This window comes from Olsenella sp. Marseille-P4559 (assembly GCF_900605015.1).
Lineage (GTDB): Bacteria > Actinomycetota > Coriobacteriia > Coriobacteriales > Atopobiaceae > Tractidigestivibacter.
Window position 1 is genome coordinate 874,304 of sequence record NZ_LR027573.1, and the last position, 20,130, is coordinate 894,433.

A 20,130-nucleotide genomic window follows, 5' to 3' on the forward strand; every position below is an offset into this window, starting at 1 on the left:
ACGGCTGACGGCGATGGGCCGCCCGGCAGGCCGCGACGGCGGGGCAATGTGGATGTCGCCCCTCAGGCATGGTGGCCAGCCGGCCTAGGGGGAGGCTGCCACCATGGGACGCAGGCGGAGAGGCTGGCTCGGCCCGCACCGCCTCCATCTCGGGACGGATGCCGGGAGGCCATCCCGCTGGGCAGCGGGGCTGGATCCGGGCGGCCCCATCGGGGCCAGCCGCAGGCCGGACAGGCGCCAGGGGGGCGTCGACGCGCTGCCCGGCGGGGCGGGGGGGTCCCCGGCCGTCGCCGGCCGGAAGGACGACGTCGGCTCGCTCGTCGTGCGCAGGTGCCGCGCGAGGGGGGCCGGCGCCGGGTGCCCTCCAGGAAAGGCGATGAGGCACGCACGGGGGACGTTCCCCGGGACGGCGGAGGACGGCCGCATGGACGCCGAGGCGGCCGCGCAGGCGGGGATCGGGGTCGGGGCGGCCGTCGGGCCGGTCGCCGAGACGGACGGCCTGGGCGCCTCCGTCTCGCTGGCGTCCTCGCGGCTCGCCTACGCCACGAGGCGCGCCGCCATGGCACGCAACGGGCCCCATGCGGCGCCCCTCGAGCCCGACCCGGCCTCCGGGGCCGCAGCTCCGCTCCCGAGCCCATGGCGGCTCGCGGCGACGGCCGAGCATGGGGGGGCGAAGGGGCCCGCCGCTGCCGGCAGGGGGCGCCACTGCGCGCCGTGCGCGAGGCAGGGCGCGCCCGCGCGGGCAGGGGACGCATTCTGTGGGGGGCAGCCATGCGCTCGGCCTCCCCGGCCTTCCGTCCCGATGCGGAGGACATGCCTGCAAGGGGCCTTGCCGGGGAGGCCCCCGAGGCCGATCCCGGGGGGGCGGGGCCCTCCGCAGGGCCTGGGCGCCCGCCCCGGGACGACGAGGCCCACCGGTGCCCGCCCGCCATCCCGGGCATGGGCCCCAAGACAGCATCGGCGCCCGCCACGTCGATCGGCATGTCGCCCTTCCCCGGGGACGGCAGGCTCGCCGCATGCCGCGGCCTCGTGCCCGCGGGCCACGGCTCGGGATCGTCCGTCAGGTCGCAGAGGGACGCCCGCGGAGGCAACAAGGCGCTCAAGAACCCCCTCGTATTCGGCTGCGACCCCCCCGTGGGGACGAAGAGGCGCTTCGGAAGGCACTGCGATGCCTGCGTGGCGCGGGGCATGGGGCACAACAAGGCGCTCAAGGCAGTGGCACGCAAGAGGCTGCGCGTCATCCATGCGGTGATGCGCGACCGGGTGCCATATGTGGAGCCGCCGGCGGACGTTGTAGGAAAGCCGCCTGCTACGGCTTGACAAAACTATAGGGACACCCCCCGCGAATACGGAGCTCTTTATCGTGCTAAGCGACGCCCTCCACAGTCTCTTCGGCGGAAGACCTGATGCGAAGGACGGTCAGGACGGCCTCATCCCTTGAGGCAAGCTCGAGCCCTTCTTCCAGAAGGGTTTCGCATAAGATAGTCTTCGTACATGCAGGAGCATCGAATAGTTGACGCATCGAGCCTTGAGCGTCCCCTCGACCATGCCTGTGATATCGCTCGTAACGAGTAATTCCAAGAAGAGCGCCAGAGTATAGGCGCTGACAATACTTAACGTTGCGTGCGGCGGGAGGGCCTGCATATGCAGGTCCTCCCGCCGTTCAAACTCAAAATTAGTGCATAGAGGCTATGAAGCAGTGTATAGCTCCCGCGCTACCACACCGCGCGTCTTATAGCACCTCCCCAGCTTGCTGGCAAAGAGACTTCTTATGAGAGGAATGTCCTCATTCTTCATCACCGATTTTGGAAGGACAACCATCTGGTCAGCATCTCGATAGATGATGAACTCCTGCGCAAGCTCGAAAATGGCAGAGACGTTATGCCATCCGACCTTCTCAGAATCCGGATTTCCGCTTATACGAAACTTCATCCAGTCATCGCTGATGGAGATGCTTCTGTCGCGTTCAGGCAACCCGCTGTCGCGATATTCGCGCCAGCCCCTTTCACAGGAGAAGACAAGCAGAGGTACGGAGAGAAGTACCACGATATAGCAAATCTGAACTACATTCGACAGGCTCAGTCTGCCAAAGACGTTCATGCAGGCAAGCATGATTGCCCCGACCCATGCAGCAACCACGAAAACCAACTGGTTTCGCTTGCGTGCGAAGGCATTAAAGTAGAGCGCCTTGCGAAACGTGGGGGCATCGATCTTAAACTTGTATGTATACGTCATGGTCTATCTCTCCGCACGAATCTCTAGTACTGGCCGTACTTCGTCTTGACGAACACCTGCATGGCGGCAACATTCTCGTCGGAGATGGGAACGTAGGTGCCGCCGGTAGCACGAATGCGCCAATAGATTTCAGCAACCATTTCCAGTACAGTGGAAACCTTGAAGGCACCATCCATATCCGCGCCGATACAGACCGCTCCATGATTGCGCAGGAGGCAGGCATTCGATTTTTTGCCCATGGCCCTTACTGCAGCATCTGCAAGTTCGACCGTCCCAGGCAGACAGTAGTCTGCGCAGCGCACAGTATCTCCAAGCGCCTGGGCCGCTTCGTCGTGAAGATTGATGGGGATATTCTCCCCCATCGACGAGAACACCGTCGAGAAAATGGGATGGGTGTGGACGCAAGCCGAAACCTCAGGGCGAGCATTATACATACCGCGATGCAGGTCGTGCTCGATTGAGGGGCGTCTGTGTCCCTGCACAAGATTGCCTTCGAGGTCATATACATCGATATCATCGTCGACAATCTCGTGGTAATCCATGCCGCTGGGCGTGATATACATGAGTCCAGTCTCTCGATCACAGCAGCTGATATTTCCCCAGGTAGCCACGGTAAGGCCGGAGTCAATCATGCGGACACCAGACAATCTGACAAGCGTTATCAGCTCCGGCTTGATATCTTTTACGGAAGGCATGTAAATGAATCTCCTTCTTTCCTATCTCCGCTACTCGGTTGCCTCAGCAGGAACGCCGACCTGATGGTTCACCGCAGAGTTCTCAATGAACGCATGGATGGCATCCATGTTCTTGTGGACAAGGATGTAGCAGACAACGTAGACGGCAACAACGGCAGCGATGGTGATTGGATTCTGGCTGAGGAACGCCATGAAGATGATGGCGCCAACAGGCTGGCCAAGGATAACAAGGGAGGTAATCATGCCATAGGAGCCCATATCAATGCCCGTAGAGACAGCGACCTGCGTGAAAGCAGCGCCCGTCAGCGAGCAGCAATAGAGGTCGATAATCATGAAAATCAGGCCACCGATAAAGGACTTGACAATATTGCCGTTCGAGCAAGCGACGAAAGGCTGGATGATGTAAGGAATGGCGACAAGGTCGAGCATCGGGAGCGTGAGGTTACCCGGAAGGATGAATGCGACGAGCAGGGTGACCGGCATGAGCAAGATGCCCGTAATCAGAGTTGCTGCCTCGCCGTAACCAGTAGCGTCATTCACTGCCAGGTACCATTCGCGGTTGCCCGTTCCCGCTTTCTTCATCTTCTTCTTGCCTGCTTCGGTGATAGCAGAGAAGGAGCCAGCGAAGATGCCCGAGACCTTCGGGAAGACAGCCATAACCGCAGCCGTCGCAATGCCACATGTCGTAATCTCGCCCCAGGTAGCAAGCTCACCCAGCTTATTGAAGTCGCCAATCACGCCGATAAGAAGGCCGAGGAACAGGCCGAGCGTCATTGGCTCGCCGATAAAGCCGAGCTTCTGACGAAGCGCCTGGGGGTCGGCATTGGTCTTGTAGAGGCCAAGCTTGTCAAGAAGGAGATTGAGAGGAACGGCTATGATGCCGCAGGTTGCTGTATGAAGGGATGCGATGGAGCAGTTCGGATAGCCGTAATAGGTAGACCAACGCTTGGCAATGATCTCGGTGCACAGGAGGGTATAGAGCTGCTGCACGACCATGCATGCCATTGCAAGCCAGAAGCTACCGGTCAGGACGAAGAGGCAGGAGCCCCATGCGAAATACGAATAGTTGTTCCACAGATCGCCCGCTTGGAAGATTGTCGTATACCTGATGAGGTACAGGATGACCTGAAGCGCAATTGCAACGGCTATATAAATCATACCCACCTGATATGAATAGGCGATGATCGAAGTCGTTTGCCAGCCAAGGTCGACAATGGGCAGGTTGATACCGACGGAGTTGATCATGTTGCTAATGATTGGCTGAAGAATCGGACTATATGTGCCAATGACCAAGGAGAAGCCCTCGAGACCAACGCCGGCCGACAAGGCGGAGAAAAAAGCCTTCTTGGGCTTCACGCCCATAGCGAGGGCAATGACGAAAATAAAAACAGGGACAAAGACCGCGGCCTTGAACGTCGTGAAGAAAAGGTTCAAGGCGTTGAGAAATGCGTCCATTCTTTCCCTTTCTCTCTCTTATTGCTGATTCCCTCCTACCGGCCTTACTTGCCTTCCTTATGCAGAAGGTCGAGCACCTGCTCGAGGAATTCCGCGTCACCAAGACCAGTGATAAGGCCCATTGCGGAGAATGCAGGCACTCCATGGGAGTCGCCGATGGGACTGGAATTGGCGATAAAGTCATACTTGCCACGCATCAGATAGCCATCAAGCTCGGAGGGGTTGCACTCGTCGGCCTCCGCGTCATAGCCCTCGTCAGAGAGCATATCGACGATCTTGTTGGCCATCATGTGGGATGTCACGACACCAGACCCGCACACTGACAGGAACTTGACTTTCTTGGACATGGTTTCTTCCTTCTTCCTTCCTCACTATGCCGGACCCTCCGGCAAATTGACGCTAATTGACCCTCGGTGCCAGCAGGCCATATAGCTCGTCCGCGCTCTTTGCAGCCCGGATACTTTCAAGCAGTCCGCAGTCTTGGATAACAGCCATGATTTTCTGGAGCGTCTCCAGCTGCTTACCTGGATCTTGGATAGCAAGCATGAAAACCACTTCTGGATGCAGCGTTATTTCTGGTGAACCCATCTGCTGGAATTCGATGGGATGCGCGAGAGTTGCCACGCCCATCGATGTCTCATTTATATTCGATGCTGCACAATGTGGGATGGCGATATCAAATGCCACCGCAGGCAAGCCAGTGGGATATTCTTCTTCCCTATCGAGAATGGCCTGCATGAATGATGGCTTCACTAGGTCTTCGTCCAGAAACTCATTTGCAAGCTTGTGGAGCAAATCCTCTTTGGACGAAGCTTCCAGATTCACGTTTACAAGCTCTTTTCTTAAAAGCATATTGAAGTTACCCTCCGCTCCATATATTGCCGACGCTCAAAGATGTCTTCACGCCTATGGGACCAGGTCCTCCCCGTTCTCCCTTTCAGGCCGGCCTTTAGGCATGGCAATCGGAGCGAGCCCCATGTCCTTGCGAATGCCTTCCAGCCCGGCAACCTGCTCTGCGTCAAGTCCGCGTCCTCCCCCGAGCTGGTTCACTATAAAGTTGATGTGGGCGTAATTCTCGAGCACTTCCATGCGGGCAAAAGCTTCCCTGAGCGTCGTTCCCCATGTCAGAGCTCCGTGATTCGATAGAAGCACCGCTCCGTAGCCTTTCACATACGGAGCAATTCCATCTGGCACGTCATATGTTCCGGGCTTTGCATATTTGGCAATTGGGACAGCGCCAATCTGGAGCATCGCTTCAGACAGAATCGGCTCGTCCAGTGGAATGCCAGCAATCGCGTAAGAAGTCGCGTAAATCGGGTGCGCATGGACTACAGCCGTGACCGTATCGCTCTCTGCGTAGACGCGCAGGTGCATCTTCACCTCGCTGGACGGCTTCGCTCCTTCAGCCGCGAGCACTTTCCCATCCAAGTTCATCTTCACGATCATTTCTGGTGTCATGAATCCCTTGGAGATACCAGTGGGCGTCACGATGATTTCAGAGTCAGATATTTTGACGGAAATGTTGCCGTCATTGGTTACGACATAGCCATGTTCATACATTCGTCTTCCAACTTCGACAATGGAGTGGCGCGCCTCCGCTTCAGGCATATATATCTGTTGCATTTCCTTCACCACCCTTCCATATTTAAACATTTTCCAACAGATACAATCAATACAATGCAATATATAACGCACACTGTTGATGATGTAATAGGAATATTGTTGGTTTTCTGCCCGATGTTATTGTTTTGCCGGTGAGCGGCGATTGACGGAAAGGCTGGGGCAGCATCGGACAAAATAGGTCATCATTTATGCTTTACCAAGGTTTCTAGGCTTTCGGACTGGTGAGCTATGATTGGTGCAGTTAGACGTCAAAAAATAGCAGAGCTCGTACACGAGAAGAAAAGCGCTTCGGTATCAGAGCTGGCAAGCATCTTCTCAGTTACCGGCGAAACCATCAGAAGGGATCTCAAGGCCCTCGAATCTGAAGGCACGCTAAAGCGCTCGTATGGCGGAGCCTATGTCCAGACCGGCGTCGACAATCTTGTGGACGTTAATATCCGCACCACCGCATACCGCGGCAGCAAAGAAGTAATCGCCTCTCGCTGCCTGCAGTTCGTAAATAACGGAGACACAATCTTCCTGGACAATTCCACCACCTGCTTCTACATAGCGAAGCTTCTCCAGGACATGCGCATAACGGTGCTGACCAATAATCTGATGATCCTTAATTTGCTTTCAAAATGCCCCAATATCAGGCTCATTGGCATCGGCGGCAACTATTCCACCACCGAAAAAGCCTTCTATGGGCCGATTGCAGAGCTGACGATAGGACGCTACTATGTGGATACATCATTCCTTTCCTGCCGATCGCTTTCGCTGAAGAGCGGGATTACCGATTCTACGGACCGGTGGAATGATGTGAGGAGAATTGTTCTCGAGCACTCTCAGCGCACCTATTTTGTCGCCGACTATTCCAAATTCGACAACACGTCCTTTGTTCATCTCTGCGACTTCAACGAGGTGACGGGAATCATTACCGACCACCCCTTGAGTGAAGCGTGGCGTGAGAGCCTCGACAAGACAGGCTGCATTCTGATTGACGAGGATTAGAACGCGCACCCAGTCAGACTTCGCGAGAAACAGAATGGTAGCGCAGCAGTCTTCCACCTGCCGCCACCTACGCTGCACTTCAGCGAACGCATAACTATATTTTGGCCTGCCTCAGAATCCTGCGGTTTTGCTGGCGAACGCAGAGCCTTACTTCCAATGCTCTGTGTTCGCGCCCCGCGAACTCCCGCACCCGCACGCACAAGGGGGCCCGTCGACACATTGAACTGCGCCCCAAAACTTGGACGGGCTAAATAGAAATCAGGTTGCCAGGGCCTGGCCCCGGAACTCCTCCGGGGTCAGGCCCTTCAGTTTCACCTGCCTCCTCTTGGTGTTCCAGTGGATTGTATATTCCTCGAGGTCCGCCTTGAGGCTCTCGAAGCCCGGCCAGGTGCGCCCTCGGAAGAGCTCGTCTTTGATGTGCCCGAAGACCTGCTCGGTGGCGCCGTTGTCGAGGCAGCTGCCCTTCCTGGACATGCTCTGGACGACCCCCGCCTCCCTGAGCCTCGAGCAGTACCTCTCGTGCTGGTACTGCCAGCCCATGTCAGACCGCATCACCGGGTGCGCCCCCTCGGGGACCTTGGGCAGCAGCATGTCGAGCATCTCGCCCTGCTGGGCCATGTCCGGGTGCCTGGATATCGAGGAGGCCGGAATCCCCTTGCTGCCGAAGTCGTACACGGGCGCGAGGCAGGCCTTGCCCCAGGGCTGCCTGAACTCGGTGACGTCGGTGCCCAGCTTCTGCCAGGGCCCGCCGGCGGAGAAGTCCCTGCCCGGCACGCTCTCGAAGGCCTCGCCGACCTCCCCCTTGTACGAGTCGTGCCTGTGGTAGTCGGTCTCGCGGCGGATCCCGCAGGAAATCCCGATCTCGTGCATCATCTTGAGCACGGTCCTGTCGGCTATGGCCGCGCCCCCCTCGGCGCGCAGGCACATGGCGATCTGCCTGTGGCCGCAGCCGTTGGCGGTCCTGCCGAATATCTCGCGGGCCTTGTCCCACAGCTCCGGCCTCGTGGGCGACTTGGGGTTCTTGAGCGCCCAGTAGCAGCTCGACCTCGCCAGCCCCGCGGCCTCCAGCAGGCCCGCGAGGGGGTACTGCCCTGAAAGCCCGCTCACGATCGCCGCCTTCTCGCGGTTCGAGAGCGCTTCCCCGCCTTCAGGGCGATCGATTTTTTTAGGTAGGCGCTCTCTGCCTCGAGCTTCTCGACCCTCCGCTCGAGCCCCCGCTCGCGGGTGGGCTCGACGGGCCTCGACTTCGATCCGGGCGGCCTGCCCTTGGGCCTGGGCCCGGGCGCCTCGGCGCCGACCTCGCGGTACGCCTCGCACCACCTGTCGAGCGGGGTGCGCGAGGCTATCCCGAACCGCTCCATCGCCTGCGCCTTCGTGACGCCCCCCTCGACGACCGCCCGGACGGCGGCCAGCTTCGTCTCGTAGTCGTATCCCCTGTGGGCCCTGCCCGTGTCCAGCAGCCCCTCCGCGCCGATCGCCCTGTAGGTCAGGTGCCATTTTCGCACGGTCGACGCCGACAGGCCCAGGGTTCCCGCGACCGCCTTATGGCCGACGCCGGAGCCGAACATCTCTGCGGCGCGCCGCCTCGTGTCCTCGTCGTGGCGGCTGCCAGAGTTGACGGACATAAAGAATGCCTCCCATTTCTCATGTCCAAGAAATGGGAGGCGGTTCACATGCCGGCGGGCTCCCCTTTTCGTTCAACCTTAGCCTGCGCGGCCGCGTGACTTGTTAGAAGTTCACCGGCTCGTCGTAGTAGCAGCACTTGAGGATCTTCTCGAAGTCCGCAGCAGTGGTCTTGCGCGGGTTCTCGGGCGTGCAGGCGTCCTTCTCGGCGTTGGCAGCGATGGTCGGGAGCTTCTCGAGGAACTCCTTCTCGGAGACCATGACGGACTCGCCGGTGGCATCGGCCTTCACGCCGCCGTTGGCGTAGTTGTTGATGCTCTGCGGAATGTTGAGCTGGTCGTTCATGTGGCGAATCTCCTGGACCAGGCTCTCGATCAGCGCATCGTCGCTGTCGCCCGACAGGTGCAGGATCTCCTTGGCGACATAGGCGTAGCGCTCGTGGGCACGCGGGTCCTTGGAGTTCCACTGGATGGCCTTGCCCAGATACATGGCGTTGGCGCAGCCGTGGATGATGTGGCCGTTCTCGAAGGCAGCACCGGTCTTATGCGCCATGGAGTGCACGATGCCCAGCAGGCCGGAGGAGAAGGCGATGCCGGCGAGGCACTGCGCCTCGTGCATGTGCTGGCGTGCGTCCTTGTCGCCAGTGTAGGAGACGGGCAGCCACTCGTGGATCTCGCGGATGCCGTGCAGGGCGTCGGCATCGGTGAACATGGACGCGGCGGTTGAGACGTACGCCTCGAGGCAGTGCGTGAGGGCGTCCATGCCGGTGTGCGCACAGAGCTTGGCGGGCATGGAGTACGTGAGCTCGGGGTCGACGATGGCGACGTCAGGCGTGATCTCAAAGTCGGCGATGGGGTACTTGATGCCCTGCTGGTAGTCGGTGATGATCGAGAAGGCCGTGACCTCGGTCGCGGTGCCGGAGGTGGAGCTGATGGCGCAGAAGTGGGCCTTGTGGCGCAGCTCGGGGATGCCGAAGACCTTGCACATGTCCTCGAACGTGCACTTGGGGTACTCGTACTTGATCCACATGGCCTTGGCCGCATCGATGGGCGAACCGCCGCCGATGGCGATGATCCAGTCCGGACCAAAGTCCTGCATGAACTTGGCGCCCTTCATGACCGTCTCGACCGACGGGTCGGACTCGACGCCCTCGAACAGCTTGACCTCAAAGCCGGCGTCCTCCAAGTCCTTCTGGACATCCTGCAGGAAGCCGCCGCGACGCATGCTGTGACCACCGGAGACGATGATGGCCTTCTTGCCCTTGAGGTTCTTGACCTCGTGGCGAGAGCCCTCACCAAAGTACAGGTCACGCGGGTTAGTAAAACGTCCCATAAGCACATCCTCCAATTCACTGGCCGCCACCGATGGCGGCAAATGTTCGAGAAGGCCGTTTGGCCCTCTCTGATGGCCAAGCTGGAACAACACAAAGCCTGACGGGCAGCACAACGCATACCTGCCAGCCCGTCCTTGAAAGCCGACCCATCCTACCAAATGCGAGATGGAGACGAGCCTCTTTCTAGCAAACGGTTTTATGCAGGCACAAGGTCGCGTCCTTGCTCCACCGAGGTGCTTACCCTTGGGATTCTCTGACACCCGGCCGTGACCAAATCGTCATAGTTTCAACACATTACAGAATCGCGTGCAACTGGTGTGCGACCCGCTCACGACGCGCGCACACAGGAAGGGCGCCTGGTGCCACCAGCACCATGCGCCCAACCGTACGCCACGAAAGCCTCGCCCTAGGTGAGAGGCACACCCTATGCGGTGACCTCGGTCTTGGCGTCCACGGCAACGTCATGCTTGGACTCCTCGACGTGCCTGCGACCGAGCCCGGACCACTCGGGCTCTTCGTCGGGAACGGAGCCGGCCTTCTTGGTGAAAAGCTCCTTCAGGCAGTTGTAGGCGACGATGACGCCCAGCACCACGAGAAGCACTGCAAAGACGAGCTGGATGCCCGAGGTGACAAGCACGGACGCACCGGTCGCGGTGGTGCCAAGGAGGCCATATGCGCTGATGGCAACCACACAGCCGATGAGCGACTGCACAAGCGAGGTGAAGATGCAGCAGAGCAGGAATGCCACGGGCACGTAGAGCATCCAGCCCTTACGACCGGTGACCTTGCAGAAGACGGCGATGGTGATCATGGTCATGCCACCAAGCAGCTGGTTTGAGGCACCAAAGAGCGGCCAGATGCTGAGGTAGCCGCCAAAGGTGAGCGACAGGCCGCCGAGCAGGGTGACCACGGTCGCAAACCAGGGGTTGCCCACAATCTTCATGATGCCGGTCTTCTCGGTGCTGACGGCACGGGCGTCGTTGGTCTTAGCGAAGAACTCCTGCAGAGAGACACGGGCGATACGGGCCACGGCGTCAAGCGAGGTCAGGGCCAGCGCCGAGACGCACATGGTCATGAAGACCGTTGCGATGGTGGAGTTGACGCCCATGAGCTCGACACCCTTGGCCACGCCACCGGCAAAGATCTGGAAGGGCGTTGCATTGCCCGTGTTCATGTCCTTGTACATGATGGCCGCGATGACAACCGCGAGCATGCCCACGAAGGACTCGAGCACCATGGCGCCGTAGCCAACGGAGAGCGCATCGGTCTCGTTGGCAACCTGCTTGGAGGAGGTCCCGGAGGAGACAAGGCTGTGGAAGCCGGAGAGGGCGCCGCAGGCAACAGAGACGAAGAGCACGGGGAAGAGGAGCTGGCCGCTTGCGTTGGTGAAGCCAACAAAGGCAGGGGCGGTCATCTCGGCCTGGCCGTTCACGCCCATGGCAAAGATGCCGAGCACGGCGGCAACGATCATAACGACCATCATGATGGTGGTGAGGTAGTCACGCGGCTGCTTGAGCTTCTGGATGGGCATCGCGGCGGCAAACACGAGATAGGCCATCGTGACGGCAATCCAGCCGTTGGTGTCGAGGTAGATGGGGAACTGCATGCCCACGGCAAACATCGCAACGATGAGCACCAGGGCGCAGACGAACTGCTTCCAGCCCTTGAGGTCGAACCTGCGGCAGAACCAACCAAAGGCGATGGCGACAAACGTGAAGAGCAGCGAGATGGTGCCTGCGGCAGCGCCGTAGTAGGACCTGGCAAGGTCAACCCCGCCGCCGTCGGCGGCAACCACCTTGAAGGTGCTCGCGACCATCGAGGTGAAGGCAGCGATAACGATGAGGCAGAACAGCCAGCTAAAGATCAGGAAGAGGCGGCGGCCCGTCTTGCCGATGTACTTCTCGATGAGCTGCGCAAGCGACTTGCCGTTGTTCTTCATTGAGGCGTAGAGGGCGCCAAAGTCATGCACGGCGCCAAAGAAGATGCCGCCGACAAGGACCCACAGCATAACGGGAACCCAGCCAAACGCCATGGCAACGATGGTGCCCTGGACGGGGCCTGCGCCGCAGATCGAGGAAAACTGGTGCGCAAAGACCGTGAAGCGTGATGCCGGCGAGAAGTCCTTGCCGTCCTCCATGCGGACCGCAGGGGTGAGCGCTTTGGAATCGACACCCCACGACTTGGCTAGCCAGCGCCCGTACCCGAGGTAACCAATAATCAGGACCACCGCACTTATCAAGATGATCGCGATACCGTTCATGTCGTCTTACCTCCTTTGGGTAGGGCGCCGCGGATCTTTTCCGCTGATTGCGCTCGGTGCGGGGCATGGTACATCCTTTGGGGCTGGGCCGAAGCCCCTCGAAGAGAGCCAAACTGTTGGATATTTCTGCAATTCTCTGTATGAATTAGGATAGAGGCCAAATGATTTCCTTAGATATTGGATACGGTGAGTCGGCTCAACAACGCTGCTCGCAATGGAGGCCTCTCCAAACTTTCTCCAAAACGTAATCGTTTTGGGCCTCAGTTCGAAACAATTTCCCAACGTTTACCGTCCTCTGGTGACCGTTCATAGCAATTGTCGTATTGAGGCGCACATTAAAGGGGCAAGGCATCCCGTTCCCTACGGCGGACGATAATCTCTGGCACATGGGATACCATGGGGAACATCGAAGGGAGGCAGCCGTGTCGTATGACCCGAGGAGAGAAGACTACCAGCGCCTAGCGCTGCGCTATGCGCAGTCGCTGCCAAAGGGCAACCCGGTGGCTGCCGCTCACGCGTTCACGGACTTTGGTCGTCGCTTTGCCCGCGATAGGGACACGCTCCCTCAATCGGATGCCGACCGCGCCTTCCACCTGGTGGCCGTTGCCGCCGAGGTCATCGACTACCAGCTGCCCTTCTCCAGCGAGGCCAAGGCAGGCTCGCTCATTTCGCGTGGCCGCGACCTTCTCGACGAGGCCATCTCGCTTGACCCCAACTGCTACGACGCCATTCGCATGCGCGCCTCGCGCACAAGCCCCACGTTCGACGCGCAGTTCGCCTTCCTCTCCGAAGGCACCGACGAGGTTCTGGCTTCCTGCCAAGCCACGCGCGACGCGGTTCCCGATAACGGCGATGACGAGCGCGTCGCCCTTAGCCGAGACATTGCCATGCGCCCCTATCGGCGCTGGATGGCCGCGCTTGCCGAGGAGGCTCTCATCTGCGGGCGCAACCGCATCTGCATAGAGACTGGCGAGCGTCTGCTTGAGCAGGACCCCTCCGACCAGTCAGACGTGCGTTTCACGCTGGCCCTTGCCTACGCCAAGCTCGAGGATGCGGCGTCGCTCGACGCACTGGCCAAGCGCTACCAGGCCGTTGTTCCCCCCCGCGCGACCGATGACGCCTGGATGAGCATAGCCCACCTGGCACTTGCCCACAAGAGCCATGACATGGCCCTGGCGCGTCAGCTCCTCGAACGTCTGTGCAGCACCTACGAGGGCTACGCCTCGGCACTCATCACCCAGATGGAGCTTCCGGATGGGATCTTTGCTCGCCTGGCAGTGCCGCCCTACAGCGAAGACGAGTTCATCCTTGCCATCTCGGAGGCGACAGTGCTTTTGCAGGAGGGCGAGGACAAGAGCGGACGAGGAGTCCTGGGTTCATGGGTTGCCCGGGCCACCGCAAAGCTCTATCCCAAGGCGCTGGCGGAGGCCCAGGGACTCTCGAGGCCCTACTACCAGCGCGATGGGCAGGGACCCCAGGGCGGTGACGCCTGGTGAACGGACGAGAGGAGTTTGTCCTAAGGTGCGCCCAGAGGCGTCGCGAGAAGATTGGCACTCTCTCTGACGAGGGCTTTGCCGAGCTTCGCCTGGCGGTGCAGGAGAACCCCACGGCTTTTGTGGACTCTCCCGAGCAGGAGGCGTTCGCAACGCTCGTAGGGGCACTTGAGGCGTTTCACCATGCCGAACATGATGATGAACTGCTCGATGATGACGAGTTTCGTGCCACCCGTGCGCACAGGCTGAAGACCCTCTCGACCGCATGCGCGCAGGCGCTCGCGCAAGACGAAGGGTGCATCGACGCCCGACTGGTTCAGACGCTTGCCGCAGAGCTGGATTCCGATGACAGGCTTGACGCCCTGCTCCAAATTGAGGGCGACGCGGACGAGGACATCGAGCTTGGCCTGGGTGCCACGGGTGATGCCTGGGACGACGTCTTCATGCGGCCCCGCCTGCGCCTGTGGGACGCCATTGCGCGCACCTGCCTTGAGAGCGGTCGCTACCGCATGGCGATTGAGGTCTCGCACGGCCTCATGGCGGCATCCCCCGCCGACGCTGTTGGCGGACGTCTCACGGCCGCCTTGGCGCTGGCTCGCCTCGAGGACGAGGAGGGCTTCAACGAGCTTGACGCGCGTCTTGCCGGGCGCGAGAACTGCTGGCTCAACCTCGGCCGCACCATCCTTCTCTACAAGCTTGGCCGCATGAACGCCGCGCGCAGGGCGCTGCGTGGGTATGGCGAGCTTTGCGAGGGCGCGGCGTACGCCCTGCTCAGGCCCACGTACGTGGAGCTCTACCTCCCCGACAGGCCCGAGGCCCCGGCCGGCAGCTTCGAGGAGGCAACCTTCGCCGTCCACGAGGCAGAGCCCATCATCGCCGACATCCCCGACTTTGTGGGCTGGGCCGACGGGTTCCCGTGGTTCCACGCGGCAGGAGAGTCCTTCTCGGAGGATACTGGCTACGAGTGGTAGAGTTGTCTCGCTCTGATATACTCTCACCTGCGTCCCCATCGTCTAGTGGTCAGGACATCGCCCTTTCAAGGCGACGACACGAGTTCGAGTCTCGTTGGGGGCACCATTTGCACCAAGTGACAGCCGCCTTCGGTAGGAAGGCGGCCTCTTTTGTCCGTCGAGAAGCACCTCTCGCCGTAGCGGTGGCGCCAAAAGCTACCGCCCGCCCCGGTCTCGGGCTACTATGGCAATGTCAAGACGGACGCTCGTGGGCAGCGACGTGCCGCCCGCATCGAGGGGAGCTCAGGGATGTCGGATAAGAAGAGGCGCATTCTCATTGCATGTGGATCCGGCATCGTGACCTCGACGATCGCACGCAAGAGGGTCGAAGAGCTGCTCGACGCACACGGCTACAAGGGCCGCTACGAGATTGCGCAGGTGCCCCTGGGCACCGCAGGCGAGAAGTCCAAGGACTGCGACTTTATTGTGGCGACATCCATCTGCCCCTCAGAGCTGCACTGCCCGTTTGTGGACGGAACGCCCTACCTCATGGGGCACGGCGAGGAAGCCGCCAACGAGCAGATCCTCGCCCTCATGGAGCAGTAGTGCCAGCGTCGCCAAAGCGCCGGCACCCGTGAGCCGCCCTACCCCAGCCGAGCACGGATGGACGCAGCCATGCCCTCGGGTGTGAGGCCCGCACGCTCGAGAAGGCGGTCCTGCTCGTCCGCCTCTAAGTAGCCGTCAGGCGCACCCAGCCGCAAAAGCCCTGGTGCCGCGCGCCGTTCGAGCAAAGACTCGGCAACCAGCCCGCCAAGGCCGCCCGCCACGCTGTGTTCCTCCGCCGTCACGGCAAGCCGTGCGCGGCCGAGAAGCTCAACTACGCGCCGGTCAAGGGGTCTCACGGTGCCCACGCTCACCATGCGGCAGGCAAGGCCGCGCTGCCTGAGAAGATCTGCGGCCGCAGCTGCGCGCACCGTAATGGAGCCGCAGGCGGCAATCGCAACGTCTACCATGTGCCCGGGATTGTCGTCCGTCAGCACGTGGCAGCGGCCAATCTGGAAGTCGCCCATGGGAAGCGCCGGGTCTCCGGCGGGTGCCTGCGTGATGCGCACATAGGCGGGGCGCGGATCGTGTGCAAGCTCGGCGAGCGCGGAGGCAAGCTCGGTGTTGGTCGTCGGGGTTACCACGGTAAGGCCGGGAATCGACCGCATGCAGGCCAGGTCCTCCAGCGCCATGTGGCTGGGGCCCAGAATGCCCGCATGGAAGCCTGCACCAAGCCCCACTAGCACGACAGGCGATTCCATCATCCCCAGGTTCACGCGCGCCTGGTCGAGCACGCGAGCCGTGATGAACGGCGCATACGACGGTGCGAACACGTGGAAGCCCTCGTTGGCAAGGGCCGAGGCCACCTCAACCTGGTTCTGCTCGGCAATGCCGCACTGAATGACGGAGCCCGGAAGCCTGGAGCGAAGCCCGTCCAGCGCAAGACGGCGGCCATAGTCCGAGACAACGACCATGACCTGCGGGTCATTCTCGGCAATCCCACCAAGTGCACGCCCAAAGGCCACACGAGAGTCCAGTCGGTCAAACTCGGCAGCATCCAAAGCGGCCACTGGAGCTGCGGCAGCAGCCTCCCTAGGCATGGCCCACCTCCCTGCCAAGCTCCCGTAACGCCTGTGCATAGAGCTCGTCGGTCAGCTTGTTGTCGTGCCACTCCACGCAGTTTTCGGCAAACGAGAGCCCCTTGCCCTTTGTGGTGTGGGCAAGCACCGCGCGGGGGCGCATGTGACCGGGCACCAGCACGCTCCAGAGGGCGCTCACGTCATGGCCGTCCACCTCGATGGCCTCAAAGCCAAAGGCGCGGAACTTCTCCGCAAGGCTTCCCGTGTCGAGCACCTGTGCCGTTGGGCCATCGAGCTGCAGCCCATTGACGTCCACGATGACCGTGAGCGACCCCAGCCCCATGTGTCCGGCAAGCGCAGCAGACTCCCAGACCGAGCCCTCGTTGCACTCGCCATCGCCCAAGAGGCAGAAGACGCGCGAGGGAAGCCCGCGCCTCTCGGCGGCAATGACCAGCCCGCAGGCATAGCCCAGCCCCATGCCCAAGCTGCCGCCAGAGGTCTCCAGGCCACGCGCAGGGTCGCGCCTGGGGTGCTTGAACAGCACCGCATTGGGGCCGAGAAGCCCGCGGCCAATGTCCTCCCGTGAGACAAGGCCCGCATGGAGCAAAGCCGGGTAGAGCGAGAGCGCAGCGTGGCCCTTTGAGAGCACAAAGCGGTCACGCTGCTCCCAGGGGGTGCCATCGGTCCCCGTGCGCATGACGCCGCCGTAGAGCACGGCGAAGATCTCTGCTGCGGAAAGGCTTCCGCCCAGGTGGAATGGTATGCTCGTGTTGGCATGCGCGAACTCGACCACGCCTCTGCGGATCTCCTGCGCCAGCCCCGCGAGGCGGCGACGCTCAGAGGCCCCAAGCGCGGGGGCAAGCGCCGTAGGAAGCCAGCCGCCCTGAACCGAGGTGCCTGCGACCTCCTGCCCCGCACGCAGCCACGTGAGGCCCTGCTCGATGACCGTCGCATCGGCAAGGCCGATGGTCTGGCGCAGTACGAGCACGGGGTCATGCTCGCCACACCCCAGCGCCGTCGCGCGCTTCCCTGCCACCGTGGCGGAGTAACGCACCTTCGACCAGGTGATCTTTCTCCCCGAGCAGCGCTCTACGGCATCAAAGGCCGTCTCATGCGAGAAGTCCGCATCCTCCAGGCCCGGACACTCGCCCAAGTTCTCCCAACCCTCCTGGCAGATGACCGGCCTGCCTCCCACCGTGCGAACGCGCAGCAGGTAGAGCACCGGACTTCCGGGCTGGATGCGCAGGTGCTCGGCCACGTCTGCGGGCGCAGGCACCACGCGCTTCTCAAGCACGTGGGTCACAAAGTCCTTGCCCTGCTCGCGCAGGGACTCGCCAAACGAGAGGGGGCGCTCGCCCGCCGGATGCGCAAGGGCGCGCTCGGAGACAAAGGTGCCCGAGCCGCGCATCTGGATGAGAAACCCATCGTCCACAAGCTCGCCGATGGCGCGGCGAACAGTGCCGCGCGAGATCCCAAAGCGCGCCATGAGCTCGTGCTCCGAGGGGATGCGCGAGCCGGGCGCCCACTCGTGCAGGCCAATCTTCTCGCGTAGGAGGTCTGCCAGCTTGGAATATACGGGGGCAGACCCCGCTTTGCCGGCGACTCGCCTCACAGCCCCGTCAGCCACTGCCTGCGGCGCGTCACGAAATGTGCCCTTGCCGTTCTCTGCCATGTCGCCCCTCCCCTGCCTCAGGCGCATCGACGTTGCGAGACATAGTTGTACACCACTTGTCTCCATATGTAGCACGCAACGGGATGTTCTGGGCGCATGCGCCAAAACAACACGGCGGGCGTTACCCCGGCACATGGCCCCGGCAACGCTGTGCCTCCGCGAGAAGCGGGCTGGTAGGGGCGGTGGGACTCGAACCCACAATCCTTTCGGCGAGGGATTTTAAGTCCCCTGCGTATGCCAATTCCGCCACGCCCCCAGGTATGTGGCGCCTTACTGTCCCGGCGCCTTGAGCGGCCTCATGACGGGCTTCCAGACCACCGGAGACTCGCGCCCATCAAGCATAGCAGCAGCGACGATGGAAAGGCCAAAGAGAAGGTCGCTCTCGCTCACGGTGAGGCTTGGGAATCCCGTCTGGCGCAGGAGCTCAGAGATGGCAACGGCACCGCCCAAGATCACGGGCGCGCGCTTTGCCTGGATGCCCTTGAGCGTGGCGCGCTCTTCCTGCGCGAGACCGGCCAGGCGCTGCTCAAGCGCCCCCACGCGCTCGCACGAGAGCTCGTGGAGATGCACGTAGGACGGGTCGTATGGCTCAAGCTCGCCGTCTATGGCCACGAGCGTGGTCACCGTTCCGCCCGTGACCACAAGCGCCTGGGGGTCTTTCATGCGGTCGCCGGCATCTGCAAGCGCCTGTGAGAAGAGCCGTCCTGCGTACTCGTGTGCCTGGGCCAGATCCTCTGCAGAGGGCGGGTCTTGACGCGAGAGGAAGCGCTCCGTCAGGCGCCTGCAGCCAATCTGGACTGAGGTAACCCAACCCAGGTCAAGCGTGCCGCCGGAAAGCTCTCCCACGGCAAGCTCGGTGGAGCCGCCACCGTTGTCGGCAACAAGGATGCGACGGTCGTCGAAGTCCTGCGCAACCCCCAGGAAGGTGAGCGCGCCCTCGATTTGTCCGGGGATGACAAGCGGGTCAAGCCCCAGCGAGGCCAATGCCGCACCCAACTCGGGCGAGTTCGAGGCATCGCGGGCGGCGCTTGTGAGCGTGCAGCACACGGCCTCGGCACCGGACTCGCGCGCCGAGTCGACGTAGGCCTTCGCGCACGCAAAGACGCGCTCCATGGCCTCCTGCGCGAGCTTGCCGGTCCTGTCGACGCCCTGGCCAAGGTTGCAGATGTTCGACTGCTTGCCCAGGCGGATGACGCGCGGCCCCTCGACGTCTGCCACCGCAAGGCGGCAGGTGACGGTGCCAATATCGATAACTGCGACCCTGCGCATTAGTTGCCGCTCCCCGCTGTGTCGCCATGGTACTGAAAGATTACGTCGGCAACGCTCACGTACCAGGGGACGTCTGCCGAGACGTACGTGCCCGTGCCCATGGGGGTGGCATCGGAGCTTTCGCCCGGCAGGCCCTCGACCACCACGCCCGTCTCGTCCTCACCCACATAGCCGCGCTGCCGCGCGAGGTCCTGGACGCCCTCGGGCGTCATGAGGGCGTCGACGTCGCTTGTGAGCTGGTCGTTGCTCTGGGTGGTGACGTCATAGGTGGCCTGGAGGTCAAGGCCCAAGCGCCACGCGGCATAGAGGCTGCACGTAGGCCCATAGAGCATGACTACCACGGCGATGACGACGGCAGCGATGATCACCGGGAGGCGATGCGCAGAGACAAACTCCTCGGCACGAGAGGCCGTGGCAGAGGCAGCAGATGTGGCCCCGGAGGCAACACCCGCGACCTTGTCGGCAACGCCAGAGACGGCTGCCGAGGCAGGCTCTGCGGCACGCCCGCCACGACGCTCGGAACGCGGCCGCACGCGAGGGGCGCGGGCAGCTCCCACGGAACGCGTTTCTCTGGAACGGCTGACGGACGCGCTGCGAGACGAGCGCCGACGGGCGGCCGTGGACTGCATCCCGTCCGAGCGAGGCCGCGGGGCGGAGCCCGTTCCCACATGGCAACCGGTTGGGCCGTCCTCCTCCACGCGTACGCCCTCCCTCACTGCCGAGAAGGGCGGACGATGGCTTCTGCCTGTGGAATAGGTGTAGACAGCCGGACGGGGCACCATGCTTGTGGACCCTCCCAGCGCAATCTCCATGCTTGAATATCTGCTCATGCCGTCGCTTCGTTTCTAGTGTGGTTTGGCGTAACAGCGCGGGTCTACCGCATGGGTTCCAGTCTATACCAGAAGGGCTC

The 20,130-nt window shown here is 61.8% G+C and carries 19 protein-coding genes and 2 tRNA genes; 6 read left to right on the forward strand and 15 right to left on the reverse strand.

The features are described from left to right. The first annotated feature begins 771 nt into the window (after positions 1 to 771). Positions 772 to 1,320, forward strand: coding sequence for a transposase (locus E0E00_RS14300; RefSeq protein WP_165443545.1), 549 nt, complete (start codon positions 772 to 774; stop codon positions 1,318 to 1,320). 369 nt (positions 1,321 to 1,689) lie between these two features. Here E0E00_RS14300 and E0E00_RS04065 read toward each other — a convergent pair whose 3' ends face one another. From E0E00_RS04065 to E0E00_RS04090, 6 genes are read right to left on the reverse strand one after another with little or no spacing between them, the layout of a single operon-like run. Then, the gene (locus E0E00_RS04065; RefSeq protein ID WP_130811279.1) at positions 1,690 to 2,235 is read right to left on the reverse strand and encodes a YcxB family protein; all 546 of its coding nucleotides are present in this window, start codon (positions 2,233 to 2,235) and stop codon (positions 1,690 to 1,692) included. A gap of 23 nt (positions 2,236 to 2,258) precedes the next feature. After that, on the reverse strand, positions 2,259 to 2,930 hold the full coding sequence (locus tag E0E00_RS04070) for a class II aldolase/adducin family protein (protein WP_130811280.1): 672 nt from the start codon (positions 2,928 to 2,930) through the stop codon (positions 2,259 to 2,261). Between the two features lie 30 nt (positions 2,931 to 2,960). Next, a complete protein-coding gene (locus E0E00_RS04075; RefSeq protein WP_130811281.1) occupies positions 2,961 to 4,385 on the reverse strand; it encodes a PTS transporter subunit IIC in 1,425 nt (474 codons plus the stop codon). A gap of 44 nt (positions 4,386 to 4,429) precedes the next feature. Further along, positions 4,430 to 4,732 carry a PTS sugar transporter subunit IIB gene (locus E0E00_RS04080; protein WP_130811282.1) on the reverse strand — a complete coding sequence of 101 codons (303 nt, stop codon included), beginning with the start codon at positions 4,730 to 4,732 and terminating at the stop codon, positions 4,430 to 4,432. 52 nt (positions 4,733 to 4,784) lie between these two features. Next, positions 4,785 to 5,237 carry a PTS sugar transporter subunit IIA gene (locus E0E00_RS04085; RefSeq protein WP_130811283.1) on the reverse strand — a complete coding sequence of 151 codons (453 nt, stop codon included), beginning with the start codon at positions 5,235 to 5,237 and terminating at the stop codon, positions 4,785 to 4,787. 54 nt (positions 5,238 to 5,291) lie between these two features. Beyond that, positions 5,292 to 6,008, reverse strand: coding sequence for a class II aldolase/adducin family protein (locus E0E00_RS04090; RefSeq protein WP_130811671.1), 717 nt, complete (start codon positions 6,006 to 6,008; stop codon positions 5,292 to 5,294). A 228-nt stretch (positions 6,009 to 6,236) separates the two neighbouring features. Between E0E00_RS04090 and E0E00_RS04095 the strand changes: the two genes are divergently transcribed. Beyond that, entirely contained in the window at positions 6,237 to 6,998 is a 762-nt protein-coding gene (locus E0E00_RS04095) for a DeoR/GlpR family DNA-binding transcription regulator (protein ID WP_130811284.1), read from the forward strand. A 258-nt stretch (positions 6,999 to 7,256) separates the two neighbouring features. Here E0E00_RS04095 and E0E00_RS04100 read toward each other — a convergent pair whose 3' ends face one another. The 4 genes from E0E00_RS04100 to E0E00_RS04115 form a co-directional block, all read right to left on the reverse strand. After that, complete coding sequence (locus E0E00_RS04100) at positions 7,257 to 8,159, reverse strand: IS3 family transposase (protein WP_242622161.1); 903 nt, start codon at positions 8,157 to 8,159, stop codon at positions 7,257 to 7,259. Next, entirely contained in the window at positions 8,102 to 8,623 is a 522-nt protein-coding gene (locus E0E00_RS04105) for a helix-turn-helix domain-containing protein (protein ID WP_130811285.1), read from the reverse strand. Before E0E00_RS04105 ends, E0E00_RS04100 begins: the two co-directional genes overlap by 58 nt. Positions 8,624 to 8,726: 103 nt before the next feature. Continuing rightward, positions 8,727 to 9,953 (reverse strand): iron-containing alcohol dehydrogenase, encoded by a 1,227-nt coding sequence (locus tag E0E00_RS04110; protein ID WP_130811286.1) that lies wholly within the window; start codon positions 9,951 to 9,953, stop codon positions 8,727 to 8,729. 425 nt (positions 9,954 to 10,378) lie between these two features. Further along, entirely contained in the window at positions 10,379 to 12,214 is a 1,836-nt protein-coding gene (locus E0E00_RS04115; RefSeq protein ID WP_130811287.1) for a carbon starvation protein A, read from the reverse strand. Positions 12,215 to 12,636: 422 nt separating this feature from the next. Here E0E00_RS04115 and E0E00_RS04120 point away from each other — a divergent pair, with 422 nt between their 5' ends. The 4 genes from E0E00_RS04120 to E0E00_RS04135 all read left to right on the forward strand — a co-directional run bounded on the left by E0E00_RS04120 (position 12,637) and on the right by E0E00_RS04135 (position 15,263). Continuing rightward, entirely contained in the window at positions 12,637 to 13,710 is a 1,074-nt protein-coding gene (locus tag E0E00_RS04120; RefSeq protein WP_130811288.1) for a response regulator receiver protein, read from the forward strand. Beyond that, positions 13,707 to 14,678, forward strand: a complete 972-nt coding sequence (locus E0E00_RS04125; protein ID WP_130811289.1) for a hypothetical protein — start codon at positions 13,707 to 13,709, stop codon at positions 14,676 to 14,678. The genes E0E00_RS04120 and E0E00_RS04125 overlap by 4 nt, the downstream gene beginning before the upstream one ends. A 31-nt stretch (positions 14,679 to 14,709) precedes the next feature. Beyond that, a tRNA-Glu gene (locus E0E00_RS04130) sits at positions 14,710 to 14,784 on the forward strand. Positions 14,785 to 14,966: 182 nt separating this feature from the next. Continuing rightward, positions 14,967 to 15,263: a PTS sugar transporter subunit IIB gene (locus E0E00_RS04135; RefSeq protein ID WP_130811290.1), complete on the forward strand. Its 297-nt coding sequence runs from the start codon at positions 14,967 to 14,969 to the stop codon at positions 15,261 to 15,263. A gap of 38 nt (positions 15,264 to 15,301) precedes the next feature. Here E0E00_RS04135 and E0E00_RS04140 read toward each other — a convergent pair whose 3' ends face one another. From E0E00_RS04140 to E0E00_RS04160, 5 genes are all read right to left on the reverse strand, one after another. Beyond that, positions 15,302 to 16,300, reverse strand: coding sequence for a transketolase family protein (locus E0E00_RS04140; RefSeq protein WP_165443546.1), 999 nt, complete (start codon positions 16,298 to 16,300; stop codon positions 15,302 to 15,304). Beyond that, positions 16,293 to 17,951, reverse strand: a complete 1,659-nt coding sequence (locus E0E00_RS04145; RefSeq protein ID WP_130811292.1) for a UTRA domain-containing protein — start codon at positions 17,949 to 17,951, stop codon at positions 16,293 to 16,295. Before E0E00_RS04145 ends, E0E00_RS04140 begins: the two co-directional genes overlap by 8 nt. 171 nt (positions 17,952 to 18,122) lie before the next feature. Then, positions 18,123 to 18,207, reverse strand: a tRNA-Leu gene (locus E0E00_RS04150). Positions 18,208 to 18,221: 14 nt separating this feature from the next. Further along, positions 18,222 to 19,220, reverse strand: a complete 999-nt coding sequence (locus tag E0E00_RS04155) for a phosphatase (protein WP_130811293.1) — start codon at positions 19,218 to 19,220, stop codon at positions 18,222 to 18,224. Then, a complete protein-coding gene (locus E0E00_RS04160; RefSeq protein ID WP_130811294.1) occupies positions 19,220 to 20,050 on the reverse strand; it encodes a hypothetical protein in 831 nt (276 codons plus the stop codon). Before E0E00_RS04160 ends, E0E00_RS04155 begins: the two co-directional genes overlap by 1 nt. Positions 20,051 to 20,130 lie beyond the last annotated feature (80 nt).